The organism is Paraburkholderia sp. (assembly GCF_035948235.1).
Classification (GTDB): Bacteria; Pseudomonadota; Gammaproteobacteria; order Burkholderiales; family Burkholderiaceae; genus Paraburkholderia.
Map to the genome: position 1 here is coordinate 1 of NZ_DASZJJ010000066.1, position 24,191 is coordinate 24,191.

At 65.5% G+C, this 24,191-nt stretch carries 20 protein-coding genes; 11 read left to right on the forward strand and 9 right to left on the reverse strand.

All coding sequences use genetic code 11. The features are described 5' to 3' along the window. On the forward strand, positions 1-1,140 hold a 1,140-nt coding region (locus VG320_RS04420; protein WP_327198931.1), incomplete at its 5' end, for a M48 family metalloprotease. A gap of 33 nt (positions 1,141-1,173) precedes the next feature. On the opposite strand, the gene VG320_RS04425 is transcribed toward VG320_RS04420, so the two are convergent. The 6 genes from VG320_RS04425 to VG320_RS04450 form a co-directional block, all read right to left on the reverse strand. Then, a complete protein-coding gene (locus VG320_RS04425; RefSeq protein ID WP_327198932.1) occupies positions 1,174-1,755 on the reverse strand; it encodes a DUF2946 family protein in 582 nt (193 codons plus the stop codon). After that, a complete protein-coding gene (locus VG320_RS04430; protein ID WP_327198933.1) occupies positions 1,748-2,824 on the reverse strand; it encodes a hydrolase in 1,077 nt (358 codons plus the stop codon). The genes VG320_RS04425 and VG320_RS04430 overlap by 8 nt, the downstream gene beginning before the upstream one ends. Positions 2,825-2,913: 89 nt before the next feature. Continuing rightward, positions 2,914-3,360 (reverse strand): nuclear transport factor 2 family protein, encoded by a 447-nt coding sequence (locus VG320_RS04435; RefSeq protein ID WP_327198934.1) that lies wholly within the window; start codon positions 3,358-3,360, stop codon positions 2,914-2,916. A gap of 180 nt (positions 3,361-3,540) precedes the next feature. Beyond that, complete coding sequence (gene waaF, locus VG320_RS04440; RefSeq protein ID WP_327198935.1) at positions 3,541-4,566, reverse strand: lipopolysaccharide heptosyltransferase II; 1,026 nt, start codon at positions 4,564-4,566, stop codon at positions 3,541-3,543. A 307-nt stretch (positions 4,567-4,873) separates the two neighbouring features. Then, the gene (locus tag VG320_RS04445) at positions 4,874-5,068 is read right to left on the reverse strand and encodes a zinc-finger domain-containing protein (protein ID WP_327198936.1); all 195 of its coding nucleotides are present in this window, start codon (positions 5,066-5,068) and stop codon (positions 4,874-4,876) included. 45 nt (positions 5,069-5,113) lie between these two features. Next, positions 5,114-6,034: a branched-chain amino acid transaminase gene (locus VG320_RS04450; RefSeq protein WP_327198937.1), complete on the reverse strand. Its 921-nt coding sequence runs from the start codon at positions 6,032-6,034 to the stop codon at positions 5,114-5,116. 570 nt (positions 6,035-6,604) lie between these two features. On the opposite strand from VG320_RS04450, the gene VG320_RS04455 reads away from it, so the two are divergent. The 7 genes from VG320_RS04455 (at position 6,605) to VG320_RS04485 (ending at position 15,302) form a co-directional block, all read left to right on the forward strand. Next, entirely contained in the window at positions 6,605-7,804 is a 1,200-nt protein-coding gene (locus VG320_RS04455) for a phosphoglycerate kinase (protein WP_327198938.1), read from the forward strand. A 489-nt stretch (positions 7,805-8,293) separates the two neighbouring features. Next, positions 8,294-9,730: a pyruvate kinase gene (gene pyk, locus VG320_RS04460; RefSeq protein WP_327198939.1), complete on the forward strand. Its 1,437-nt coding sequence runs from the start codon at positions 8,294-8,296 to the stop codon at positions 9,728-9,730. A gap of 382 nt (positions 9,731-10,112) precedes the next feature. Next, positions 10,113-11,177 carry a class II fructose-bisphosphate aldolase gene (fba, locus tag VG320_RS04465; protein WP_327198940.1) on the forward strand — a complete coding sequence of 355 codons (1,065 nt, stop codon included), beginning with the start codon at positions 10,113-10,115 and terminating at the stop codon, positions 11,175-11,177. Between the two features lie 233 nt (positions 11,178-11,410). Continuing rightward, on the forward strand, positions 11,411-12,301 hold the full coding sequence (locus VG320_RS04470) for a phosphoribosylaminoimidazolesuccinocarboxamide synthase (RefSeq protein ID WP_327198941.1): 891 nt from the start codon (positions 11,411-11,413) through the stop codon (positions 12,299-12,301). A 48-nt stretch (positions 12,302-12,349) separates the two neighbouring features. After that, positions 12,350-12,868, forward strand: a complete 519-nt coding sequence (gene purE / locus VG320_RS04475; protein ID WP_133194364.1) for a 5-(carboxyamino)imidazole ribonucleotide mutase — start codon at positions 12,350-12,352, stop codon at positions 12,866-12,868. 179 nt (positions 12,869-13,047) lie between these two features. Further along, the gene (locus tag VG320_RS04480; RefSeq protein WP_327198942.1) at positions 13,048-14,265 is read left to right on the forward strand and encodes a 5-(carboxyamino)imidazole ribonucleotide synthase; all 1,218 of its coding nucleotides are present in this window, start codon (positions 13,048-13,050) and stop codon (positions 14,263-14,265) included. A 14-nt stretch (positions 14,266-14,279) separates the two neighbouring features. Then, a complete protein-coding gene (locus VG320_RS04485) occupies positions 14,280-15,302 on the forward strand; it encodes an L-threonylcarbamoyladenylate synthase (protein WP_327198943.1) in 1,023 nt (340 codons plus the stop codon). Between the two features lie 76 nt (positions 15,303-15,378). Here VG320_RS04485 and VG320_RS04490 read toward each other — a convergent pair whose 3' ends face one another. The 3 genes from VG320_RS04490 to dacB form a co-directional block, all read right to left on the reverse strand. Beyond that, positions 15,379-16,764 (reverse strand): acylhydrolase, encoded by a 1,386-nt coding sequence (locus tag VG320_RS04490; RefSeq protein ID WP_327198944.1) that lies wholly within the window; start codon positions 16,762-16,764, stop codon positions 15,379-15,381. Between the two features lie 173 nt (positions 16,765-16,937). After that, positions 16,938-17,861 carry a sterol desaturase family protein gene (locus VG320_RS04495; protein WP_327198945.1) on the reverse strand — a complete coding sequence of 308 codons (924 nt, stop codon included), beginning with the start codon at positions 17,859-17,861 and terminating at the stop codon, positions 16,938-16,940. 337 nt (positions 17,862-18,198) lie between these two features. Beyond that, positions 18,199-19,875: a D-alanyl-D-alanine carboxypeptidase/D-alanyl-D-alanine endopeptidase gene (gene dacB / locus VG320_RS04500; RefSeq protein ID WP_327198946.1), complete on the reverse strand. Its 1,677-nt coding sequence runs from the start codon at positions 19,873-19,875 to the stop codon at positions 18,199-18,201. Between the two features lie 445 nt (positions 19,876-20,320). Here dacB and VG320_RS04505 point away from each other — a divergent pair, with 445 nt between their 5' ends. From VG320_RS04505 to VG320_RS04515, 3 genes are all read left to right on the forward strand, one after another. Beyond that, positions 20,321-20,983, forward strand: a complete 663-nt coding sequence (locus VG320_RS04505) for a response regulator (RefSeq protein WP_103706346.1) — start codon at positions 20,321-20,323, stop codon at positions 20,981-20,983. Between the two features lie 27 nt (positions 20,984-21,010). Then, positions 21,011-22,312, forward strand: coding sequence for an ATP-binding protein (locus VG320_RS04510; protein WP_327198947.1), 1,302 nt, complete (start codon positions 21,011-21,013; stop codon positions 22,310-22,312). 188 nt (positions 22,313-22,500) lie between these two features. Then, entirely contained in the window at positions 22,501-24,009 is a 1,509-nt protein-coding gene (locus VG320_RS04515; RefSeq protein WP_327198948.1) for a DegQ family serine endoprotease, read from the forward strand. Positions 24,010-24,191: the final 182 nt, after the last annotated feature.

Here is a 24,191-nt window from a genome sequence, read left to right on the forward strand (position 1 = left end):
TCGGAACTGGCTTCCGTGCTTGGTCACGAGATGGGGCACGTCCTGCAGCGCCATATCGCACGCATGCTGTCGCAGAGCGAGCGCACCGGTTATACGGCGCTCGCGGGCATCCTGTTCGGCATTCTGGCGGGCGTGCTGGCGCGCAGCGGCGATCTGGGCAGTGCGATCGCGATGGGCAGCCAGGCGTACGCCGTCGATAGCCAGTTGCGCTTCTCGCGCGCCGCCGAACACGAGGCAGACCGCGTCGGCTTCCAGTTGCTCGCGGGAGCGGGCTATGACCCCTGGGGCATGGTGGCGTTCTTCGAGCGGCTCGAACGCGCGTCGATGGGCGATGCCGGCGCGCCGGCCTATGCGCGCACCCACCCGCTCACCGGCGAGCGCATCGCCGACATGCAGGATCGCGCGCGCCGCGCGCCTTACCGGCAGCCGCGCCAGGCGTCGGAGTACGGCTTTGTGCGAGCGCGCGTGCGGGTGCTGCAGGACCGCACGCGCGGCGAATATATCGATGAGATTGCGCGGCTGCGCTCCGAAATCGACGACCGTATCGCGCTCAATGTGGCCGCGAACTGGTATGGCATCGCTTTCGCGCAATTGCAGCTGGAGCGTTACGACGATGCGCAGGCGTCGCTTGCGAGCGCACGCGCGGCGTTCGTGCAATTCGAGGCTGGCGACGGCAGCAAACAGCGCAGTTCGCCGAGTCTCGACGTACTCGCCGCCGATATCGCGCGCGCTGCCGGGCGCAACGACGATGCCGTGCGGCTCGCGCAGAGTGCGCATGCGGCATGGCCGGCTTCGCATGCGGCGACCGACAGCCTGTTGCAGGCGTTGATCGCCGCGCGCCGGTTCAAGGAAGCGCAGGCGCTTGCGCGCCGCGAGAGCGAATCCGAGCCGCAGCAGGGGGCATGGTGGCAGTACCTCGCGCAGGCGAGCGCAGGGATGGGCGATCAGCTCACGCAGCGCCGCGCGCTCGCGGAGAAGTTCGCGATCGATGGCGCGTGGCCGTCGGCGATCCGGCAGTTGAAAGAGGCGCGCGATATGAAAGCGGTCGGCTTCTACGATCTGTCGACGATCGACGCGCGCCTGCATGACTTCGAGGCGCGCTACAAGGAAGAGCGTGCGGAAGAAAAAGATCGCGGTTGAGCGGCGCGTTCAAGGCGTCGTGTTGTCGGCCTTTTACGCTTTTTCCGCTTTTTCCTTGTGCTCGGGACTCTGGATGAAGCCGAATCGCGCGGGGACTTCTGCGCGCGCGATGGCTTGCAGCGGCAGATCGGTCTCTGCGCGCCAGTGGAACACGCCGCTCTCGCCATTGTCGTCGAGCGTGGCGTGTTCGGCGAAACCGTCGAGATCGTGGTCGTGCAGCAGCGCTACGTGGCCCGACGCGTTCGTGAATAGCACGCCGCCTTGCTCGTCCGCGTAGGCGGCTACGGGATCGAACGCGTTGCCCGTGTGATCGGTCAGCTTGAGTGCGCCGTCCGTCGCCTTCATCAGCCGCACGATCCACGGCGTGTATTCCAGCTCCACATAAACGCGTTGCGGCCCGTTCTGGAAAAACCACTGGCCGCTGGCGTCGCTTTCGTAATTGCGGTTGATGAAGGCGTTCAGCGCTTCGTGGCGCACCGGCGTGCCGGGGGCGCCCTGGGCCTGATCGGCTTCGTCGCGCAGACGCCAGTGGCCGCGCCCGTCCAGGCGCAGCCAGCCGGTGCAATGCGGAACGTTGGGCCAGCGCGCGAGCGCCTGCTTGACGATGTCATCCATGAGAAGAAGGCGAAGAAGCGGGTAAATGAGGCGACAGGTAATGCGTCACGCGCTGCGCGAGCCAGACGCTGCGCCCCGGGAACGGCCCGGTCATGAAGCCGACATGACCGCCGTCCTCGGGCTGATCGAGTTCCACGACGGCGCTCACCTCATGGCGCGCGGGCAATACTTCGCCGGGCAGGAACGGGTCGTTGCGTGCGTTGAGCAGCAAAGTCGGCACGGCGATCTCGCCGAGCTTCGGGCGCACCGTCGCCTGGGTCCAATAATCGTGCGCGCTCTGAAAGCCGTGCAGCGGCGCGGTCACGACATTGTCGAACTCGTACATGTTGCGCGTGGCCAGCAGGGCGTTTGCGTCGAACAGGCCCGGGAACTGGTCGAGCTTTTGCAGCGCCTTGACCTTGAGCGTCTTGAGGAAGCTGCGCGTGTAGATCATGCCGAAGCCGCTCGCGAGCATCTTGCCGCCCGCATGCACGTCCAGCGGCGCCGAAATCGCGGCGGCCGCCGAGACGATGCGCGCATCTTCGCGCTGCTGCGCCAGCCAGTGCAGCAGCACATTGCCGCCCAGCGACACGCCTGCCGCGACCAGCGGTCCGGCGTGACGCGCGGCGAGCCGGCGCAGCACCCAGTCGACCTCGGCGGCATCGGCAAGATGGTAGAAGCGCGGCAGCAGGTTCATCGGCCCGCTGCAACTACGAAAGTGCGGAATCACGGCATGCCAGCCGCGCGCGGTCGCGGCGGCGGCCAGCGCCCGGGCGTAATGCGAGCCGGAACTGCCTTCCAGGCCGTGGAACAGGACGAAAAGCGGAGCGTCGGGCGATGCCGAAGCCGGCGCATCGACCCAGTCGAGTTCGATGAAGTCGCCGTCGGGCGTGTCCCAGCGCTCTCGCCGGTAGACGGGCAGCGGCAGGCGCGAGAACAGCGCGGGGATGATGGTCTGGATGTGCGCGCCCGGCAGCCAGAACGGCGCTCGATACGCGGAGTCAGGCAGGTTGAGGGAGGGCCAGGCAGCAGGTTGCGTCACTGCGCTCGCCGTGTCGAAATTAGCCGCTTCGTCGCCAGTCGTGCTCATGGCCTTCCCCTTCTTGCTACCGCGTAACTTCTTGTTTGTGCCTTTCGGCTACACGCGGGGCCGTCTGCAAGCGGCACGCGCGTTTTGAATCAGTGCAGCGCGCCCTGGCCGTGGCGCAGCTTGGCCGAGAACTGGCTGGCGGCGTCGTCGGGCATCTTGCTGGCGTGGATGTGCGCGATGCGCCATTCGCCGCGTTCGTGAACCATCACATAGGTCGTGAAGACCATTGCCGGGATCGCATTCGGATCAACCGGGCGGTGGGCTTCGACGATTGCGTACACCACGGTGCCGAGGCTGTCATAGACGCGAATGTCGAGCGGCTCGATCGACACCGGCGCCGCCGTGAACTGCGTGGCGAGTCCCACGCGGATATCGGAGAGGCCGTGCAGGTGCGCGCCTTCGGCGCTGATGCAGCTCACGAACTCCTCGTCGATCCACAGGCCCATCAGCGCGTCGATATTGACCTCCGCGATGGCCTGATAGTACGCGTTGAGGGTGTCCGCGGCGGCTTCGAAGATGTGGGCAAAACGTGGCATGGCTCGTTGATCTGATGCGCTTCGCGCGCGGGTTGGCGTTGGCTTCGGTTTGCGATGCCGCGTTAGACCTCGCGTTATACCTGATTGGGCGCGCGAGCCACGCGCGGCGTCGGTGGCGTGCCGCACATCCACGTTGTTCGAGTGGCCAAACCGTGGCCGGCGCGCAACGTGGGATGTGCTTCAGCGCTGGGCGACCAGCATGCCGCGCAAATCGTCGAAAACCTGTTCTGCGCTGAGTTCGCGCAGGCATTTCTGATGCCCGAGCGGACACTCGCGCGCAAAGCAAGGGCTACAGTCGAGATGCAGCCATTGTACCTTTGCAAGCTCAGACAAGGGCGGCGTGTGGCGCGGATCCGTCGATCCGTAAAGCGCCACCAGCGGGCGGCGCAGCGCGGCTGCCACGTGCATCAGGCCCGAGTCGTTGGTGACCACGGCGCTGGCGCGCGAGATCAGCGCGCAGGCCTCGCCGAGCGCGGTCTGGCCGCACAGGTTGCGCACGTTGGGCGCCTGATCGGCGATGGCCTGGGCGAGCGGGGCGTCCTTGGGCGAACCCAGCGCGATGATCTGCGTGTACGGGAACGACTGGGCGACCATGCGCGCGAGCGCCGCGAAATGCTCGGGCGGCCAGCGCTTGGCCGGGCCGTACTCGGCGCCGGGACAGAACACCAGCAGCGGCACGCGCGTGTCCAGATTGAAACGCGCCGATACGCGCGACGCTTCGTTCGGGTCCGATTCGAGACGCGGCAGCGGCAGATCGTCGGGCACCTTGGCGCCTGGCGCCCAGGCGAGCGCCGCGTAGTGCTTGACCATCGGCGGGCGCTCGTCTTTGGGCGGATTCGCGTGGCGCACGTTGAGCAGGCCGTAGCGGCTCTCGCCCGTGTAGCCGATGCGCAGCGGAATATTCGCGAGCCACGGGATCAGCGCGGACTTGAGCGAATTCGGCAGCACATAGGCGGCGTCATAGTGTTCGGCGCGCAGATCAGCGGCCAGTTGCCAGCGGCGCAGCAGTTGCAGCTTGCCGTGGGCGAGGTCGGTGGCGTAGACGTCGCGTATCTCGGGCATGCGCTCGAGCACGGGCGCAACCCAGGTGGGCGCAATCGCGTCGATTTCGATACGCGGATGCAGTTTTACGAGCCGCGAAAGAAGCGGCTGCGCCATCAGTGCGTCACCGATCCAGTTCGGTGCAATTACCAGCGCGCGGCGCATCAGGATTCAAAGTCCGGAAAAAGGCATAGGTTTCGGGCAGGCGCGGACCCAGGACAGGGTGCCAGCGACGGCGCGCGAAACGCGGTTGGGAAAAGACGCGCCGGGGCGCGTCGGGAGCAGCGGGTCCGTGCGCGCAGCACGAGGCGTGCCGCACAGCCAGCGATGGATTGCCCGCGGTAACTTCGGGAATGCCAAATTTTAGTCGCGGCCGCACGCTTGAAAGCGCCGGCCGCCTGACGATCAAAAACGGGTCAAAAGCCGCAGGGCAGAAGCCCCTCCATGCGGCTTTAAAGCACGTTCAGGCCGCTCAGTGACCGTGAACGACTTCGCCTTCCTTCAGCTTGTAGCGCGTGCTGCAGTACGGGCACTTGGCTTCGCCGTGCGTGACGTCGATAAAGACGCGCGGATGGTTGCTCCAGCGCGGCATCGACGGGTTCGGGCAGTACGCCGGCAGGTCCTTGGCACTCAATTCGACCAGCGGCATTTCCTTGATTTCGCTCATGGGGATGATTCTCTGTGTAGCTGTAGGGCGCGGTCGCGCGGGTCGTCAGACCTTGGCGAGCCAGTGCGCGTATTTCTCGTTTTTACCCGACACGACGTCGAAGAAGGCCGATTGCAGCTTCTCCGTGATCGGGCCGCGCGAACCGGAGCCGATGGTGCGGTTGTCCAGTTCGCGGATTGGCGTGACTTCGGCGGCGGTGCCGGTGAAGAACGCTTCGTCGCAGGTGTAGACCTCGTCGCGCGTGATGCGCTTCTCGATCACCGGGATGTTCATGTCGCGCGCGAGCGTGATGACCGTGTCGCGCGTGATGCCGTCGAGGCACGACGCCAGATCCGGCGTGTAGATCTTGCCGTTGTTGACGAGGAAGAAGTTCTCGCCCGAGCCTTCCGACACGTAGCCGTCCACGTCGAGCAGCAGCGCTTCGTCGTAGCCGTCGGCCGTGGCTTCCTGGTTGGCCAGGATCGAATTCACGTACCAGCCCGAGGCCTTGGCGCGCACCATCGACACGTTCACATGATGGCGCGTGAACGACGAGGTCTTCACGCGGATGCCCTTGGCCAGACCGTCTTCGCCCAGGTAGGCGCCCCACGGCCACGCGGCGATTGCCACGTGAATGGTGTTGCCCTTGGCCGACACGCCAAGCTTTTCCGAGCCGACCCAGATGATCGGGCGGATGTAGCAGGATTCGAGCTTGTTTTCGCGCACGACTTCAAGCTGGGCATCGGCGAGCGTTTTCGCGTCGAACGGCACGTCCATCTGGAAGATCTTGGCCGAATTGAGCAGACGTTTGGTGTGCTCGGCGAGGCGGAAGATGGCGGTCCCGGTGGTGGTCTTGTAGGCGCGTACGCCTTCGAAGACGCCCATGCCGTAGTGCAGCGTGTGGGTCAGCACGTGGATGTTGGCGTCGCGCCAGTCCACCAGCTTGCCGTCCATCCAGATCTTGCCGTCGCGGTCGGCCATTGACATACGATTCTCCAGGCGAGTGCAGTGAAAACGGTGATTAAACGAACAAAATGCGCTGCGAAGAGCCGGTAACGAGGCGCGTTGCGCCTGCCGTCTGGCCCGCTCCCGGCAAAGAGGATCATTCTAACGTCATTTACACGGCCCGAGCGCGCTCGCGGGCGCGCTCGGCGGGCGTTCCGGGCAGATTCGGTGCGCCTTCGCGACGGATTGGAGGGCATCCACGGACCGATCGGCCATTCACCATCCGCGCGCAAACGTCAAACGTCATGCTGCGTTGCACAATCGTAAGCTTCGCACTCAGCGTTCTCCCAAATACGGGACATTCGCCGAAGCACGCCTCAGATCATCCTGGCTATCGGCTAAAATACCGATCTCGCAATTCGATGCCGGCTCGTGCCGAGCGCCGAGCAAGCGACCCGCGCCAGCGCCAGGAGACGGCTGCTGCGTGGATCCCGCGCCGCGCCCGTCGCGCCTTCGCCGCCCTGGCTGCCTGAGGAAATGCTTCATTGACCTCGCGGCCCGCGGACCTGCATCGTCTTGTCACCGCCTTCCCACCATCAAGATGACATGTCCATGAACAAGGTTCTGCGTCTTTCCGATCTGATCTCCGAAGGCAAGCTCAAGGGCAAGCGGGTGTTCATCCGCGCCGACCTGAACGTGCCGCAGGACGACCACGGCAACATCACCGAAGACACCCGCGTGCGCGCTTCCGTGCCGGCCATCAAGGCCGCGCTGGATGCGGGCGCGGCCGTCATGGTCACGTCCCACCTGGGCCGCCCGACCGAAGGTGAATTCAAACCCGAAGATTCGCTCGCGCCGGTTGCGAAGCGTCTGGCCGAACTGCTTGGCCGCGACGTGCCGCTGATCGCGAACTGGGTCGAAAACGGCGTGAACGTCGAGCCGGGCAACGTCGTGCTGCTCGAAAACTGCCGCGTCAACAAGGGCGAAAAGAAGAATTCCGACGAGCTGGCGCAGAAGATGGCCAAGCTCTGCGATATCTACGTGAACGACGCCTTCGGCACCGCGCACCGCGCCGAAGCCACCACCTACGGCATCGCGAAGTACGCGGGCATCGCCTGCGCCGGCCCGCTGCTGGCGGCTGAACTGGACGCGCTCGGCAAGGCGCTCGGCGCGCCCAAGCGCCCGCTGGTGGCGATCGTCGCTGGTTCCAAGGTCTCGACCAAGCTCACCATCCTCAAGTCGCTGGCCGAAAAGGTCGATCAGCTGATCGTTGGCGGCGGCATTGCCAACACGTTCATGCTGGCCGCGGGCCTGAAGATCGGCAAGTCGCTTGCCGAAGCCGATCTGGTCGACGACGCCAAGGCCATCATCGACGCCGCGCGCGCCCGTGGCGCTTCGGTGCCGATCCCGACCGACGTGGTGACGGCCAAGGAATTCTCGCCGACGGCCAAGGCCGAAACCAAGAACGTCGCCGATGTGGCCGACGACGACATGATCCTCGACATTGGCCCGGTCACGGCTAATGCGCTCGCCGCGCAGCTCGCGCAGGCCGGCACGGTCGTGTGGAACGGCCCGGTTGGCGTGTTCGAGTTCGACCAGTTCGGCAACGGCACGAAGACGCTGGCGGACGCCATCGCCAATTCGGGCGCGTTCTCGATTGCCGGCGGCGGCGACACGCTCGCAGCCATCGCGAAGTACAACATTGCTGACAAGGTGAGCTACATCTCGACCGGCGGCGGCGCTTTCCTCGAGTTCCTCGAAGGCAAGAAGCTGCCGGCAGTCGAAGTGCTCGAAACGCGGGCGGCTGGTTAAGTGGCGCCGCGCGCCCCGGCCGGGAAGGCCACCAACAAGCTTCCTCGTGCGAACGCGCAACAGCGCGCCGCAGCCGGGGCCGCCGCGCAACAAAAGGGGCGCGCAGCGCCCCGGCAAGCCGCTTCAGGCACGGCGCGGGCGGACGCGACGCCCGCTGCCGTGGCAGAAGCCGTGCCAGCAACTGAACTCGTAACCGAACTGACGCCGTCTGGCGCAGCGACCGCTGAATCGCTCGCGACAACGGCGACGCCGCAAGCCGGCACTGAAGGGCGCACAGCCACGCCCGCAGCCGTAGCTTCGTCGGCGCAAACGAATGAAAGTAACGCCGCACCGGTCGAGCCAGTCGAATCGGCCGTCGCGGCGCCCTCCAAGAAAGCGACGCCGGATATGTCCGGTGCGCGTCACGGCCACGCTGCATCTGCAGCGCAGCCGGCCAGCACTTCTCGCAGTAACGGTTTTCCCAGCGATCCTATCCAGACGAGGAGACTCATGCATCGCGCCACCAAGATTGTCGCCACCATCGGTCCGGCTTCCAGCACGCCGGACATCCTGCTGAAAATGATCCGCGCAGGATTGGACGTGGTGCGCCTCAACTTCTCGCACGGCACCGCCGACGACCACCGTCAGCGTGCCGAAATTGTGCGGGAGTGCGCCCGTCAGGCCGGCCGTGAAGTCGCGATCATGGCCGATCTGCAAGGCCCGAAGATCCGCGTCGGCAAATTCGAGAACGGCAAGACCCTGCTTGAGCCGGGCCAGCCGTTCATCCTCGACGCCGAATGCGAACTCGGCAACGACGAGCGCGTCGGTCTCGATTACAAGGACCTGCCGCGCGACCTGAAGCCGGGCGACGTGCTGCTGCTCAACGACGGCCTGATCGTGCTCGACGTCTCGCGCGTGATCGGCAGCGAAATTCACACGGTCGTGAAGATCGGCGGCGAGCTGTCCAACAACAAGGGCATCAACCGTCAGGGCGGCGGCCTCACGGCGCCGGCGCTGACCGCGAAGGACATGGAGGACATCCGCACGGCGATGTCGCTCGGTGTGGACTTCGTGGCCGTGTCGTTCCCGAAGAACGCCACCGACATGGAAATGGCGCGCCAGCTCGCCAACATCGCGGGCGCACCGTACGGCATCAAGCCGAAGATGATCGCCAAGATCGAGCGCGCTGAAGCGATTCCGGCGCTGCAGGAAATTCTCGATTCGTCGGACGGCATCATGGTCGCGCGCGGCGACCTCGCGGTCGAAGTCGGCAATGCGGCAGTGCCCGCGCTGCAAAAGCGCATGATCCGCATGGCGCGCGAGTCCAACAAGCTCGTCATCACGGCCACGCAGATGATGGAGTCGATGATCCACGCGCCGGTGCCCACCCGAGCCGAAGTCTCGGACGTCGCCAACGCAGTGCTCGACGGCACCGACGCCGTGATGCTGTCGGCCGAATCGGCGGCGGGCAAGTATCCGGTGCAGACCATCGAAACGATGGCCGCGATCTGTGTGGAAGCTGAAAAGTCGGAACAATCCGAGCTGGACAAGGATTTCCTCGACCGCACCTTCACGCGCATCGACCAGTCGATCGCCATGGGCGCGCTGTTCACGGCCTACCATCTGGGCGCCAAGGCGATTGTCGCGCTGACGGAATCGGGCTCGACCGCGCTGTGGATGTCGCGTCACTGGACCCACGTGCCGATCTTCGCGCTCACGCCGCGCGAAGGCAGTGAACGCGCCATGTCGCTCTACCGCAATGTCACGCCGCTGCATCTGGACACCAGCAGCGACCGCGACACGGCGCTGCAGCAGGCGATCGAAGTGGTGGTGAGCAAGGGCTACGCAGCGCGCGGCGACATGGTCGTGCTGACCGTCGGCGAGCCGATGGGCCAGCCCGGCGGCACCAACACGCTGAAGATCGTGCGTGTGGGCGATGTTCTGTAACTTATCGATGTAGCCGCAGTAGAAACACCGCTGGCGTCGACTGGTATCACATTGGTATCAGATCGGCGCCAGATCGGTGCTAGATGTCTGCATAATCGCAGTGAAATCGAGGCAAATCCCCGCAATTCCGGCATCTGCGCAGGTCAATTCACGCGCGGGCTGTCAATCCTTTTTGCATCTTCTCGCCGAATTGACGTTCCGATACGCCAATTTCATGCCAGTTACGCGTTTCGGCGCGGGAATTGCAGTCGCTTCGCGATAAAATCACGTTATTGAGCCCGCGACGAGCACGCGGGAGGCGGCTGCCAGGCCGCCCTCGACCGGCTGCGCAAGACGGCCGGCGGCACGAAGCAATTCGTTTCAAATCAAAGGAGTAGCAACAATGCCTCTCGTTTCAATGCGTCAACTGCTCGACCACGCGGCTGAAAACGGCTACGGTCTGCCCGCGTTCAACGTGAACAACCTCGAACAGGTTCAGGCGATCATGGAAGCGGCCAGCCAGGTCGGCTCGCCCGTGATCATGCAGGCCTCGGCCGGCGCGCGTAAGTACGCGGGCGAGCCGTTCCTGCGCCACCTGATCGAAGCAGCGGTCGAGTCGTACCCGCACATCCCGGTCGTGATGCACCAGGATCATGGCCAGTCGCCGGCAGTCTGCATGGCCGCGATCCGCAGCGGTTTCACCAGCGTGATGATGGACGGCTCGCTCGAAGCCGACGGCAAGACGGTTGCATCGTACGAGTACAACGTCGACGTGTCGCGCAAGGTCGTGGAAATGGCGCACTCGATCGGCGTGACGGTCGAAGCGGAACTGGGCGTGCTCGGCTCGCTGGAAACGCTGATGGGCGACAAGGAAGACGGTCACGGCGCGGAAGGCACCATGACGCGCGAGCAGCTTCTGACCGATCCGGAGCAGGCTGCCGACTTCGTCAAGCTGACCCAGTGCGACGCCCTGGCGATTGCCATCGGCACCTCGCACGGCGCCTACAAGTTCTCCAAGAAGCCCACGGGCGACATCCTGTCGATCCAGCGCATCAAGGAAATCCACGCGCGCATCCCTAACACGCACCTGGTCATGCACGGTTCGTCGTCGGTGCCGCAGGAACTGCTGGCTGAAATCCGCGAATTCGGCGGCGATATGAAGGAAACGTACGGCGTGCCGGTGGAGGAGATCCAGGAAGGCATTCGTCACGGCGTGCGCAAGATCAATATCGACACCGACCTGCGTCTGGCCATCACGGGCGCGATCCGTCGCTATATGTACGAGAACCCGTCGAAGTTCGACCCGCGCGACTACCTGAAGCCGGCTCGCGAAGCCGCGAAGAAGGTCTGCGTGGACCGTTTCCTCGCGTTCGGCTGCGAAGGCCAGGCTGGCAAGATCAAGCCGGTCTCGCTCGACAAGATCGCCGAAAAGTACAAGTCGGGCGAACTCGCGCAGATCGTGCGTTAATTCGCGCTAAGTTCACGCTTAGTCGGCTTGATCTGCGGGTGCATGGGATGGTTGCCACGCACCCGCGGCGAGACAAAAACGTCGCCGCTTCCGCCTGTTTTGGGGGACGGCGACGTGCTTTTTGGTTTACCCTCGCAATACCTTCAGAATTCCGCCTACAGCTTGCCTCGCAGGCCGGGATTCAGTCTTCTGTTTCGATAGTCCTCGAACTGTCTTTTTAGCGAATCACGACGATGTCTACCCTCTACGAATCCACGCTCCGCTCGCTGCCGCTTCTGGGCCGCGGCAAGGTCCGCGACAACTATGCCGTGGGCACCGACAAGCTGCTGATCGTCACGACCGACCGCCTCTCGGCGTTCGACGTGATCATGGGCGAGCCGATTCCGCGCAAGGGCGAGGTGCTCAACCAGATGGCCGATTTCTGGTTCGAAAAGCTCAAGCACGTCGTGCCGAACCACCTCACGGGCGTGGCGCCCGAGAGCGTTGTGGCCGCCGACGAAGTCGAACAGGTCAAGGGCCGCGCCGTGGTGGTGAAGCGCCTCGAGCCGATTCTCGTCGAAGCCGTGGTGCGCGGTTATCTGGCCGGCAGCGGCTGGAAGGACTATCAGGCAACCGGCGCCGTGTGCGGCGTGCAACTGCCCGAAGGCCTGCAGAACGCGCAAAAGCTGCCCGAGCCGATCTTCACGCCGGCAGCCAAGGCCGAAATGGGCCACCACGACGAGAACATCACGTACGACGAGATGGAGCGCCGCATCGGCACCGAACTCTCGCGCACGATCAAGGAAATCTCGATCAAGCTGTACAAGGAAGCCGCCGACTACGCGGCCACGCGCGGCATCATCATCGCCGACACCAAGTTCGAATTCGGTCTGGACAACCACGGCCAGCTGTTCCTGATGGACGAGGCGCTCACTGCCGACTCGTCGCGTTTCTGGCCGGCTGACCAGTACCAGGTGGGCTCGAACCCGCCGTCGTTCGACAAGCAGTTCGTGCGCGACTGGCTCGAAACCCAGGACTGGAAGAAAGAGCCGCCGGCGCCGAAGCTGCCTGACGAAGTGATCGAAAAGACCTCGGCCAAGTATCAGGAAGCGCTCGAGCGTCTGACCGGCCAGAAGCTGGCCTGAAGCTGGCCTGAAGCGACGTCACGTAATTAGAGGGAAGAAGGAAGCACAATGAGCGAAGTTCAGACCGCCCACCAGCACGCCGCGCCGCTCGTCGGCGTGTTGATGGGCTCCAGCTCCGACTGGGACACGATGAAGCACGCAGTCGCGATCCTGCAGGAGTTCGGCGTTGCGTACGAGGCCAAGGTCGTTTCGGCGCACCGCATGCCCGACGAGATGTTCGAGTACGCGGAAAAAGCGCGCGAGCGCGGCCTGCGCGCGATCATCGCGGGCGCGGGCGGTGCGGCGCACCTGCCGGGCATGCTGGCGGCCAAGACCACGGTGCCGGTGCTCGGCGTGCCGGCGGTCAGCAAGTACCTCAAGGGTGTGGATTCGCTCCACTCGATCGTGCAGATGCCCAAGGGCGTGCCGGTCGCGACCTTCGCCATCGGCGAGGCGGGCGCGGCCAACGCGGCGCTCTTCGCTGTCTCGATGCTGAGCGTGACCGACTCTGAATACGCGAACAAGCTCGCGGCTTTCCGCGTGCGCCAGAACGAAGCGGCGCATGCGATGGTGTTGCCGGCGCTGTAAGCGCCCCCGTCGGCGCGGGCGGCGCGCGATGTGCATTTGATGTGCGTTTTGATCTGCGCTTCGATCTGCATCAGCATTGCGCGTAGCGCCCTGTGCGCGCGCCCCGTCGACGTTAAACCCCGGTCTGGTCCGCGCGACGCACCCCCACGCGCCGCGGCCAGCCGTGACCGACCACGAAGATGACTCCTGACAATTCTCCGGTTTCACCGATCCTGCCCGGCGCCTGGCTGGGCATGGTGGGTGGCGGCCAGCTTGGCCGCATGTTCTGTTTCGCCGCCCAGGCGATGGGCTATCGCGTCGCCGTGCTCGATCCCGACGCGACCAGCCCCGCGGGCGCCGTGGCCGACCGCCACATCTGCGCCGCCTACGACGACGAGGCCGGTCTCACCGAACTCGCGCGCCTGTGCGCCGCGATCTCGACGGAATTCGAGAACGTGCCCGCTGCGAGCCTCGATACGCTCGCCAAATCCACTTTCGTGAGTCCCGCCGGCCGATGCGTGGCCGTCGCGCAGGACCGCATCGCCGAAAAGCGTTTTATCGCCGCGGCGGGCGTGCCGGTCGCACCGCACGTGGTGATCGAATCGTCGCAGGCGCTGGCCGCCATCGACGACAAGACGCTCACCGACGTGCTGCCCGGCATTCTGAAGACGGCGCGCATGGGCTACGACGGCAAGGGCCAGATTCGCGTAACCAACGCCGAGGAAGTGCGCGAGGCGCATGCGTCGCTCGGCGGCGTGCCCTGCGTGCTGGAAAAGCGCCTGCCGCTCAAGTTCGAAGTGAGCGCGTTGATTGCGCGCGGCGCGAACGGTGCGGCGGTGGTGTATCCGCTTGCGCAGAACACGCACCGCAACGGCGTGCTCTCGCACACCATCGTGCCCGCGCCGGATGCTGGCGACGCGCTGGTGCAGCAGGCCCAGCAGGCCGCCCTGCAGATCGCCGCGAAGCTTGGCTATGTGGGCGTGCTGTGCGTGGAGTTCTTCATCCTCGAAGACGGCTCGATGGTCGCCAACGAAATGGCGCCGCGTCCGCACAACTCGGGTCACTACACGACCGATGCGTGCGCCACCAGCCAGTTCGAGCAGCAGGTGCGCGCCATGACGGGCATGCCGCTGGGCGACACGCGCCAGCACTCGCCGGCCGTGATGCTCAACATCCTCGGCGATGTGTGGTTCCCGGCAGGCGCGGGTGAAGCGAAAGCCCAGAAGGGCGCCGCGCCCATCACGCCGCCGTGGGATCAGGTTGCGGCGATGCCGGCCGCGCGCCTGCACCTGTACGGCAAGGAAGACGCACGCCCGGGCCGCAAGATGGGCCACGTGAACTTCACCGCGCCCACGCTCGACGAAGCGCGCACGGCCGCACGCGATTGCGCGCGCCTGCTGCACATCGCCACGAGCTGAAATTGGACCGCAATATGTCCGATCCGCATCCGACCGACGCCGAAATCGAGCAGGCCGCCGCTTTGCTCGACGCGGGCGAACTGGTCGCGTTTCCTACCGAGACCGTCTATGGCCTCGGCGGCGACGCGGCCTCGCCCGACGCCGTCGCGCGCATCTATGCCGCCAAGGGCCGCCCCGCCAATCATCCGGTGATCGTGCATCTGCCGCCGGGCGGCGACCCCACGTATTGGGCCGCCGAATGGCCGCAAGCGGCGCAAAAGCTCGTCGATGCCTTCTGGCCGGGACCGCTCACGCTGATCGTCAAGCGCCACGCGCGCATTCCCGATGCGGTGAGCGGCGGTCAGGATTCGGTGGGGCTGCGCTGCCCGTCGCATCCGGTCGCGCAGCGCCTGCTCGCGGCGTTCTCGCAGCGGCGCGGCGGTCATGGCGGCGTCGCGGCGCCCTCGGCGAACCGCTTTGGTCACGTCAGCCCGACCACGGCGCAGCACGTACGCGATGAGTTCGGCGCGGCGGTGCATGTGCTCGACGGCGGCGCGTGCGACGTCGGCATCGAATCGACGATTCTCGATCTCTCGCGTGGCTTCCCGGCGCTGCTGCGCCCCGGCCACGTGAGTCCGCACGATATCGCGCGCGTGCTGGGCGAGGCGCCGCGTCTGCCCGACGGCTCGGACGCCACCGCGCCGCGCGCTTCGGGCACGCTCAAGGCGCACTACGCGCCGCGCACGCCGCTCGCGCTGCTGCCGTTCGAGGCGCTCGAGCCGATGCTGGCCGCCGCGCGCGACGCGGGCGAAACGGTCGCGCTGGTGGCGCGGGTCTCGCGCGCGCAGGCGTGGGCGAGTGCGCCGAACGTGCATTTCGTGGCCGCGCCGGAAGAGCCGCACATCTACGCTCGCGAGCTTTACAGCCTGCTGCGTGCGCTCGATCGGGCGAACGTTTCGCGCATCCTCATCGAAAAGCTGCCCGAAACCATCGAGTGGATTGCCGTGAACGACCGGCTTGGCCGCGCAGCGGCGGCGTTCGAGCAGCAGCAGGACTGACGCGCGGTTTTTCCGCTCCGAAATAAAAAACACCCCACGGCCGCGAGGCGCGTGGGGTGTTTTGCTTTGGCGAGGCTTACTGCGGTGCCTTGCCGATACCAGCCGCAGCCAGTTGCGTCTCGACGTACGAGGCGAACTGCGCGTGCAGTTCCGTGGTCGGGTGCACCTGATCCGCGAACATATAGGTCGTGGGCGCGTTGGCGGCCACCAGCGTCTGCGGCGAGCAGAACAGCGACGACGCGAACTGCGCGCCGTACACGGCCGCTGCGGCGTTGATCACCGTCTGCGAGGTACCGGACGGCAGGCCCAGCACCGACGGGTTGGCCAGCGCGTAGCTGGTCGCGTTCTGCTGCATCTGCGTCAGGTTGCACGCCGTCGCCGTGTTCGTCACGCTGAAGCCCAGGCTTGCGGCATTCGCGATCGACTGGTCGAGCCACGAATACGTATCGACGAGCACGACTTTCTTCGCGGCGATCGAGGTCGAAAGGCCCTGGATGAGCGTGAGGTTGTACGCCGCCGTGATGAGCGACAGCGCCTGATCGGGCGCGCTCGCCGAACCCGGCGTTGCCTTCACGGCTGCATCGACGGCAAGCGCGGCCGGCGTCTTGCCGATATCGGGCACGGTCACGACAGCCACCTTCGGCGTGCCGACGATCTGCGTGTTGACGAGATTAGCCAGTTGGCCCGCGGCGGTAAGGATCGGCAGGATCGAGGCGAAGTCGGTGCTCGCGTTGGTATCCGCCTTGATGATCTGGAGCAGCAGGGCCGCCGGGAACAGCGCCTGGGCTTGAGCCGTCGTGAAGCCCCCCTGAACCAGTTGCGTCACGATGGCCTGCTGCACCGTCGTGTTGGTGAGCTGCGTCGAGAACGAGCTGGCCGCCAGCGCCGTGCCGAATGCCGTCAGACCCGCCGCATTGTTGTCTTCCACCAGCCCGAGGATTTCGTTCGCGCCGCCTTCGACGAGCACCAGCTGGTTCGCGTTGAAGCTGCCGTGCTGCGCCAGATATTGCTGGAGCTGCCACGTGAGCGGCTGCTGGCTGGCTGCGGGAATCGCGACGCTGGTGTTGCTCACGCCGCCGGTGGCGACGAGCGCGCCGCCCTGGGCGTAGTCGAGGCCGCCGGTGGCCGTCAGCGGCAAGCCGAAGCCGCCTTCGAAGGCGGGGCTGAGCGTATTGCCAAAGTATTCGGAGACCTTCTGCGCCCAGACTTCACCCGGGTTGGTCGTGAAGCGCCCGCCGCCGAAGCCCGGCGTGATCTGCGCGGAATAGGTGCCCGCGTCGGACAGGCTGGTGCCGAATGTCACGACTTGCAGCTTGGTGCCCGAAGGCGGCGTGGTGTTCGCGTTGTTGTTGTCGCCGCTGCTGCCGCCGCCGCATGCGGCGAGGAGCGCGAAAGCCGCGCTCGCAAGGGCGATCTGGGTGGTGCGCAGCAGCGTACGGTGTCTCGGTGCCTGGTGCTTCATATTCACTTCATCTCCTCTGTGTGTGGCCGGTGTTGCCACTGCGTTGTTGCCGTCCGTAGCCTATGCAGATTGCTGCGCGACGCCGGCCTCGCGTCGCGTTTTGCCACTGCTTTTGCATGGCTATTGTTGTTTGCGTAGATCCCCGGGCTGTGGCCATTAGCCTACGCAATCTCTCAGGTCTTGCGCGACCCGAGGTCACCCTCGGTGTTGTTTTCCGTCACCGCAGTCTGGGTTGCTTGCATGCCTGGCGCATCGTGGCGCGCGCACCAGTCGGGCGGCGCAAACAGCGCAGCAAGCCGCGTGCGCGTATCGGGCATGCGGGCGCAGTCGTGCGCCATGGCGATCCATTCGTGAAAGCTCGCCTTGAGCGGGTTGTAGCTATTGAGCGGCTTGACGATGCCGTACACCGGCGGCTCGTGCGCATCTTCCTCGACGTAGCTGCCGAACAGGCGATCCCAGATCGCCAGCACGCCGGCGTAATTGCGGTCGATATAGCGGTCGTTGCGCGCGTGATGGACGCGATGCATCGACGGCGTGTTGATGATGTATTCGAGCCAGCCCAGTTTGCCTATCGCTTGGGTGTGGACAAAAAACTGGAAGGCGAGATTGACGAGCACGATGCCGACGATCTGCATCGGCGTAAAACCGAGCACGGCCAGCGGAATCCAGAAGACCCACATGCCGGCGACCGGATACATGAGGCTCTGACGGAACGCCGTGGAAAGATTCAGGCATCCCGACGAATGATGGACGACGTGCGCGGCCCACAGCCAGCGCACGCGATGGCTCGCGCGGTGAAATACGTAGTAGAGCAGGTCCTGGGCGATGAAAAGTGTCAGCCACGCGATCCAGCCCGGCTGCCAGTCGACGATGCGCCAGTGGCGGTAGACCCACGCATAGACGGGAATGGCGACGAGCCAGGCGAGCTTGTCAGTGCCTTGATGCATGAGCGCGAGTGCGGCGTTGCAGAGGGTGTCGGGCCAGCTGTAGAGCGCGGCCCCGGGGCGCGTGCGGGCGAGATGCCAGGCTTCCCAGCCGATGCAGGCAAGAAACACGGGCGCGAGCGCGAGCAGCAGCCATTCAGCGTCGAACTGCACGAACGTCGTCCTCCTGTCCCGTGGGCGGCGCTGGTCGGCCAGCGCGGCGGTGTTGTCTCGTTGTTGTCCGTCTGATGCGGACGCCGGCGCGCGTAGGATTTGTATGTCGCGCTGCACGGACTGTGCCCGTCAGGGTACACGCCTCGCGCACGTGACGCTCGGGGCTTTGCTAGAGGAAAACTTCGAAGGGGGACGCCGCGAGCCGATTCGTCGCGGCGGTTTTGCGCGGCGTTTGAGCGCTCTGAAGAGGTATCAGAGCTTCAAAAGCCGGCAGTTGGAAAATGCGGGAAAATGCGCGGCGTTCACACGGTCGCCGCGCATTCCTGGCTTATCGCACTCAATGTGCGGCGTGTTTCTTCTTTTTCGCCGTCGCCTTGTAATCGACGCGTTCGACGTGCCCAACCGGCTTGGACGCGTGGCCCGCGCGCGACGCTTTGGTCGAGCGCTTCGGATGCGGATCGACGTAGACCGGCGCTTCCTCCGGCATGCCCTTGTAGACCCATTCGAGCAGCGAGTCGTGCGCGGCGCGCGCGGCTTCAGCGTGCGGATCGTTGATGAGGCTCACGACGATCCAGCTCGTGCCGTTTTCGGCGGCCACATACCCCGCGATCGCGCGCACGTCGCGCAGCGTGCCGGTCTTGATGTGCGCATTGCCGCCCACGCCCGCGTTGGTGAGGCGGTTACGCATCGTGCCGTCCACGCCGACAATCGGCAGCGAATCGATGAACACCTGCGCGACCGGGCTGGCGTTGGCCGTCTGCAGCAGGCTTGCCAGCGACAGCGCGCTGATGTGCTCTTCGCGCGACAGGCCGCAGCCATTGTCGAGCACGAGTTCCGGCATGGCGAGACCGTTGCGGCGCAGGAAGGTGGTGACGGCGGTGGCGGACTTCGCGGTGGTCGCGGGCGGCTTGCCTTCCACGGCGCCAAGCGTCAGGAACAGGTTGCGCGCCATCACGTTGTTGCTGAACTTGTTGATGTCGTGCACGACGTCGCCCAGCGGCGGGCTCTGGTGCACGCCCAGCAGACGCGCGCGCGGCGGCACTACGCCTTCGCGCGTGGTGCCCGCGAAGGTGCCCCCGGCCTGTTGCCAGAGCGCGAGGAAACCGTCCGCGAAGAAGGTCGAATGATCGACGGGCGCAGCCATGTTGAGCGTGCGCTCGCCGCAGCGCATTGCGTAATTGCCCGCGAAGCTGGCGGTCACGAGGCCGTTGGCGCCCGGCGTGACCTGCGGGCTTGGCAGCATGCCGCCGCACGAACCTGCGCGCGCATGAATCTGGTTGTCGATCTGCCATTGCGCGACGGGCGGCACGACGTCGATCGACACGCCTTCGCGCGACGGCGAGAACGTGAACGACAGCGCCTTGAACGCGTACATCAGCGGATCGGGGCCGACGTTATAGGGCGCGCTTTCGTCGCCGTCGAACGAGGGCAGGTCGCGTGTGGACGGATCGAATTCGCTCTTGTCGAGCACGAGCGAGCCTTCGATGCGCGCGACGCCCGCCTGACGGATCTTCTGCACGAGATCGATCAGTTCTTCGGGCACGAGTTTCGGGTCGCCCGTGCCCTTGATGTAGAGGTTGCCGTGCAGCGTGCCGCTCGCATCGACTTCGCCGTCGGTGTAGGCGCTCGTCTTCCAGCGCCAGTCGGCGCCGAGCATCGCGAGGCCGCTCCAGGTGGTGACGAGCTTCATCGTCGAGGCGGGCATCATCGGCTGGCCCGCGTTGACGGCGAGGCTCGGCTGACGGTCGCCGACCTTCTCGATCACCACGCTCACCGACGACAGCGGCACATGCGCGCGCGCAAGTCCGGCCATCACGCTTGGCGGCAGGTCAGTGCTGACGTTGACGGCCGGCAGGCGCGGCGCGCCTTCGGGCTGCGCCTGGGCAGCGGGCACGCCGGCGAAGGCCGTAGCGAGCGCGGCGCAGGCGAGGGCGAGCGCAAGGGGACGCGGGGCACGAGCAGCACGCCCAGGACGAAGGAAAGTGCGTAGTTTGGACAGCGAAACGGGCGGCATGAAAAAGCGTTGAATTGGGGCGGGCAATCAAACAATCGGACAAACGGGCCACGCGAAAGCCCATGCAGGGTCGCGCGCGGGCGCGGAAAATAGCGGCAAAAAAAGCGGGAAACGCGCGGTCGCGCTGCCTTCGCGATGCGTGCGCCGCCGTCTGAAAATCGACGGATATGAAAGGGCGCAATCGGCATCGCGACGCCGCGCGCCGCAAAAGCGCCCATTGTAAAGACCTCGCGCGGCGTGCGTGCGTCGTCGGCGAGAAATCGGCGCAAGATCGGTGCAAGTTTGGCAAAAAGGTGGACGAAGGTTACGCCAGCGCAGGGTGCCTGCAAGCTTCGCGTGCCCGGCCCGACTGCGCTTTGAAAGGGAGCGCCGTGGCGAGGCGCTAGAATGCAGCATCGTCATCCATGAAGCGCGGCGCTCAGGCGCCGCTTAGCCATTTACTACGATGCGAATATTGCTAGTCGAAGATGACCGCATGATCGCCGAGGGCGTACGCAAGGCGCTGCGCGGCGAAGGCTTTGCGGTCGATTGGGTCGAGGACGGCGAAGCCGCGCTGTCCGCTGCCAGCGGCGAAAACTACGACCTCATGCTGCTCGATCTCGGGCTGCCCCGGCGCGACGGCCTCGACGTGCTGCGCACGCTGCGCGCGCGCGGCAACGCGCTGCCCGTGCTGATTCTCACCGCGCGCGACGCCATCGCCGATCGCGTCAAAGGACTCGACGCGGGCGCCGACGATTACCTCATCAAGCCCTTCGATCTCGACGAACTGGGCGCACGCATGCGCGCGCTGATCCGCCGCCAGTCGGGCCGCAGCGATTCCACCATCCGTCATGGCTCGATCACGCTCGATCCGGCCTCGCATCAGGTGACCCAGGACGGCGCACCCGTCGCGCTTTCGGCGCGCGAATTCGCGCTGCTCGAAGCGCTGCTCGCGCGTCCCGGCGCGGTGCTCTCCAAGACCCAGCTCGAAGAAAAAATGTACGGCTGGGGCGAGGAGATCGGCAGCAATACCGTCGAGGTCTATATCCACGCGCTGCGCAAGAAGCTCGGCGCCGATCTGATCCGCAATGTGCGCGGCCTCGGTTATATGGTTGCGAAAGACGCTTGATGACGCAGGCGCGCTGACGGGTTCTGGATGAGTTCAATACGAAGACAATTGCTGTTCTGGCTGCTCGCGATCGTGGTCGCGGGCGTGTGCCTCGCGGGCTGGCTGATCTACCGCCAGGCGCTCGCGGAAGCCAACGAGCTGTTCGATTACCAGTTGCAGGAAATCGCCGAGGCGCTGCCCTCCGAGCCGTTCAACGAGATCCTCAGTTCGCGCGACACCGGCGACGAGGGCATCGTGCTGCAGATCTGGAATCGCAACGGTGTCCTGATGTATTACTCGCATCCGCGCGCGCCGCTCGCGCCGCGCGCGGAGCTCGGTTTCTCGACCGAAAAGACCGATCGCGGCGACTGGCGCGTGTATGGCGCAATCGTCGGCGATAACGTTGTGCAGCTTGCGCAGCCGGTGTCGGTGCGTAACCGCCTGGCCGCCAATGTGGCGTTGCGCACGCTCTGGCCGTTGATCGTGCTGATGCCGTTTCTCGGTCTCGCGGTGTGGATGGTGGTGGGGCGCGGGCTCAAGCCGCTTTCGCGGGTGGCGCGCGCGCTCGACACGCGTCATCCCGAGGCGCTCGATCCGCTGCCCGAAGAGCGTCTGCCGCGCGAGGTGATGCCGCTCGTCCATGCGCTCAACGCGCTGCTCGAAAGACTCGCGCAGGCGCTCGATACGCAAAAGGCTTTTGTCGCCGATGCCGCGCACGAATTGCGCACGCCGCTGGCGGCGGTGCAGATTCAGGCGCAACTGGTTGCGCGCGCAAAGGATGACGAGACGCGCCGCGAAGCGCTCGGCGATCTGCAGACGGGCGTCACGCGCGCGACGCGCCTGGCCGAACAACTGCTCGCGCTGGCCCGTTCCGAACCCGATGGTCACGCCCGCGCGCAAAGCGTCGATCTGCATGCCTTGCTCGATGATTGCGTGCTCAACTATGCGCCGCTCGCGCAGCAGCGCGGCGTGGATCTGGGCATCGAAGAAAGCGTGGCGGCGCAGGTGGAAGGCGATGCCCACGCCTTGCGCGTGATGTTCAACAATCTGCTCGATAACGCCACCAAGTACACGCCTGCGGGCGGTCGCGTGGACGTGAGCCTGCTGGTGCAGGACGGGCATGCGCTCGTGCGCATCGCGGATAGCGGACCCGGCATTCCAGTCGAGGAGCGCGCGCGCGTGTTCGACCGTTTTTATCGAGTGGGCGCGGGCGTGAATCGCGCGCGTACCGATGTGGCGGGAACCGGGCTGGGCCTTGCGATCGTGCGGCGCATTGCCGATCAGCACGGCGCGGCCATCATGCTCGACGATTCCCCTGCGGGCGGTCTGCAGGTGGACGTGCGGTTTTGAATCTTCCGTTTTGCTTTCAATCTGCCGCGGCAAAATCGATGCGCCCGCATCGATCCCTTAATCAGGCGGCATGACGCGAAGGCCCGCCACATGGGCCTTCGCGGATTAGTTCCTGAATTAAGACTCCTTTAAGTGACGCGGCTTAACCTTCGTTACGTCGTGATCGTATCCCGCGCAAGGAGTCCACTATGAATACCAAAGTCCTTACCCGCAGTGGCGTGGCCATCGCTGTTGCCGTCGCGTTGTCGGCGGGCTATGTGGCCGGGCACCGCGATGTGCCGCCGCCGCAGGTCATTACGCCGGCCCAGGCCGCGATGATGCCCGCCGAAGCCGCGGCCAAGACCGGCATTCCCGACTTCTCGGGCCTCGTGGAAACCTACGGCCCGGCGGTCGTCAACATCAGCGCAAAGCACGTGGTGAAGCAAACCGCCATGCGCGGCGGTGCTGGCGGCGGTTCGCAGCAACTGCCGATCGACCCGAGCGATCCGTTCTATCAGTTCTTCAAGCACTTCTACGGCGGCATGCCGGGCATGGGCGGCGACGGCAGCGGCGGCGCGCAGCCGGATACGCCGAGCGCGAGCCTCGGCTCGGGCTTCATCATCAGCCCCGACGGCTACATCCTGACCAATGCGCACGTCGTGGACGGCGCCAACGTCGTGACCGTGAAGCTCACCGACAAGCGTGAATTCAAGGCCAAGGTGGTCGGCGCGGACAAGCAGTCGGACGTCGCGGTGCTCAAGATCGACGCCAAGGATCTGCCGACCGTGAAGATCGGCGATCCGCGTCAGAGCAAGGTCGGCCAGTGGGTGGTGGCGATCGGCTCGCCGTACGGCTTCGACAACACCGTGACCTCGGGCATCATCAGCGCGAAGTCGCGCTCGCTGCCGGACGAGAACTACACGCCGTTTATCCAGACCGATGTGCCGGTGAATCCGGGCAATTCGGGCGGCCCGCTCTTTAATCTGCAGGGCGAAGTGATCGGCATCAATTCGATGATCTATTCGCAGACGGGCGGCTTCCAGGGCCTGTCGTTCGCGATCCCCATCACCGAAGCCATGAAGGTCAAGGACGATCTCGTCAAGACCGGCCATGTGAGCCGCGGACGCCTGGGCGTCGCGGTGCAGTCGATGAACCAGACGCTCGCCAATTCGTTCGGCATGGACAAGCCGCATGGCGCGCTTGTGAGTTCGGTGGACGCCAGCGGCCCGGCCGCCAAGGCGGGCCTGAAACCCGGCGACGTGATCGTGGCCGTGAACGGCGAGCAGATTGGCGATTCGTCCGATCTGCCCTCGCTGATCGCGGGCATGAAGCCGGGCACCAAGGCCGACGTCCAGATCTGGCGCGACAAGGGCACCAAGGATCTGACGGCCACGATCGGCGCGCTGTCGGACAGCAAGGTGGCGTCGAACGACCCGCAGCAGTCGCAGATGCAGGGCCGTCTGGGCGTCGCGGTGCGTCCGCTCACGCCGGAAGAGAAGAGCAACAGCTCGCTCGATCACGGTCTGCTCGTCGAGCAGGCGGGCGGCGCGGCGGAAAGCGCCGGTATCCAGCAGGGCGACGTGATTCTGGCCGTGAACGGCCGCCCGGTCACGAGCGCCGATCAGCTCAAGCAGATGATCGCTCAGGCCGGCAACAGCATCGCACTGCTGATCCAGCGCGACGACGCGCAGATCTTCGTGCCGGTCGATCTCGGCTAAACGCGCTACCTGCACCTGGCGCGCTAAAGGTTCGCTCCAGCGGTCTGCCGCATTTTGTTGACCGGGTCCGTCGCCCGATTCTGTCAGACCGCTTTCCACTGCCGTCCGGGCTCTATGCCCCGACGGCAGTTTTCTTTTGTGTTTTCGAAACAGCTTGCCTATACATCAAAGCGCCTGAAAGC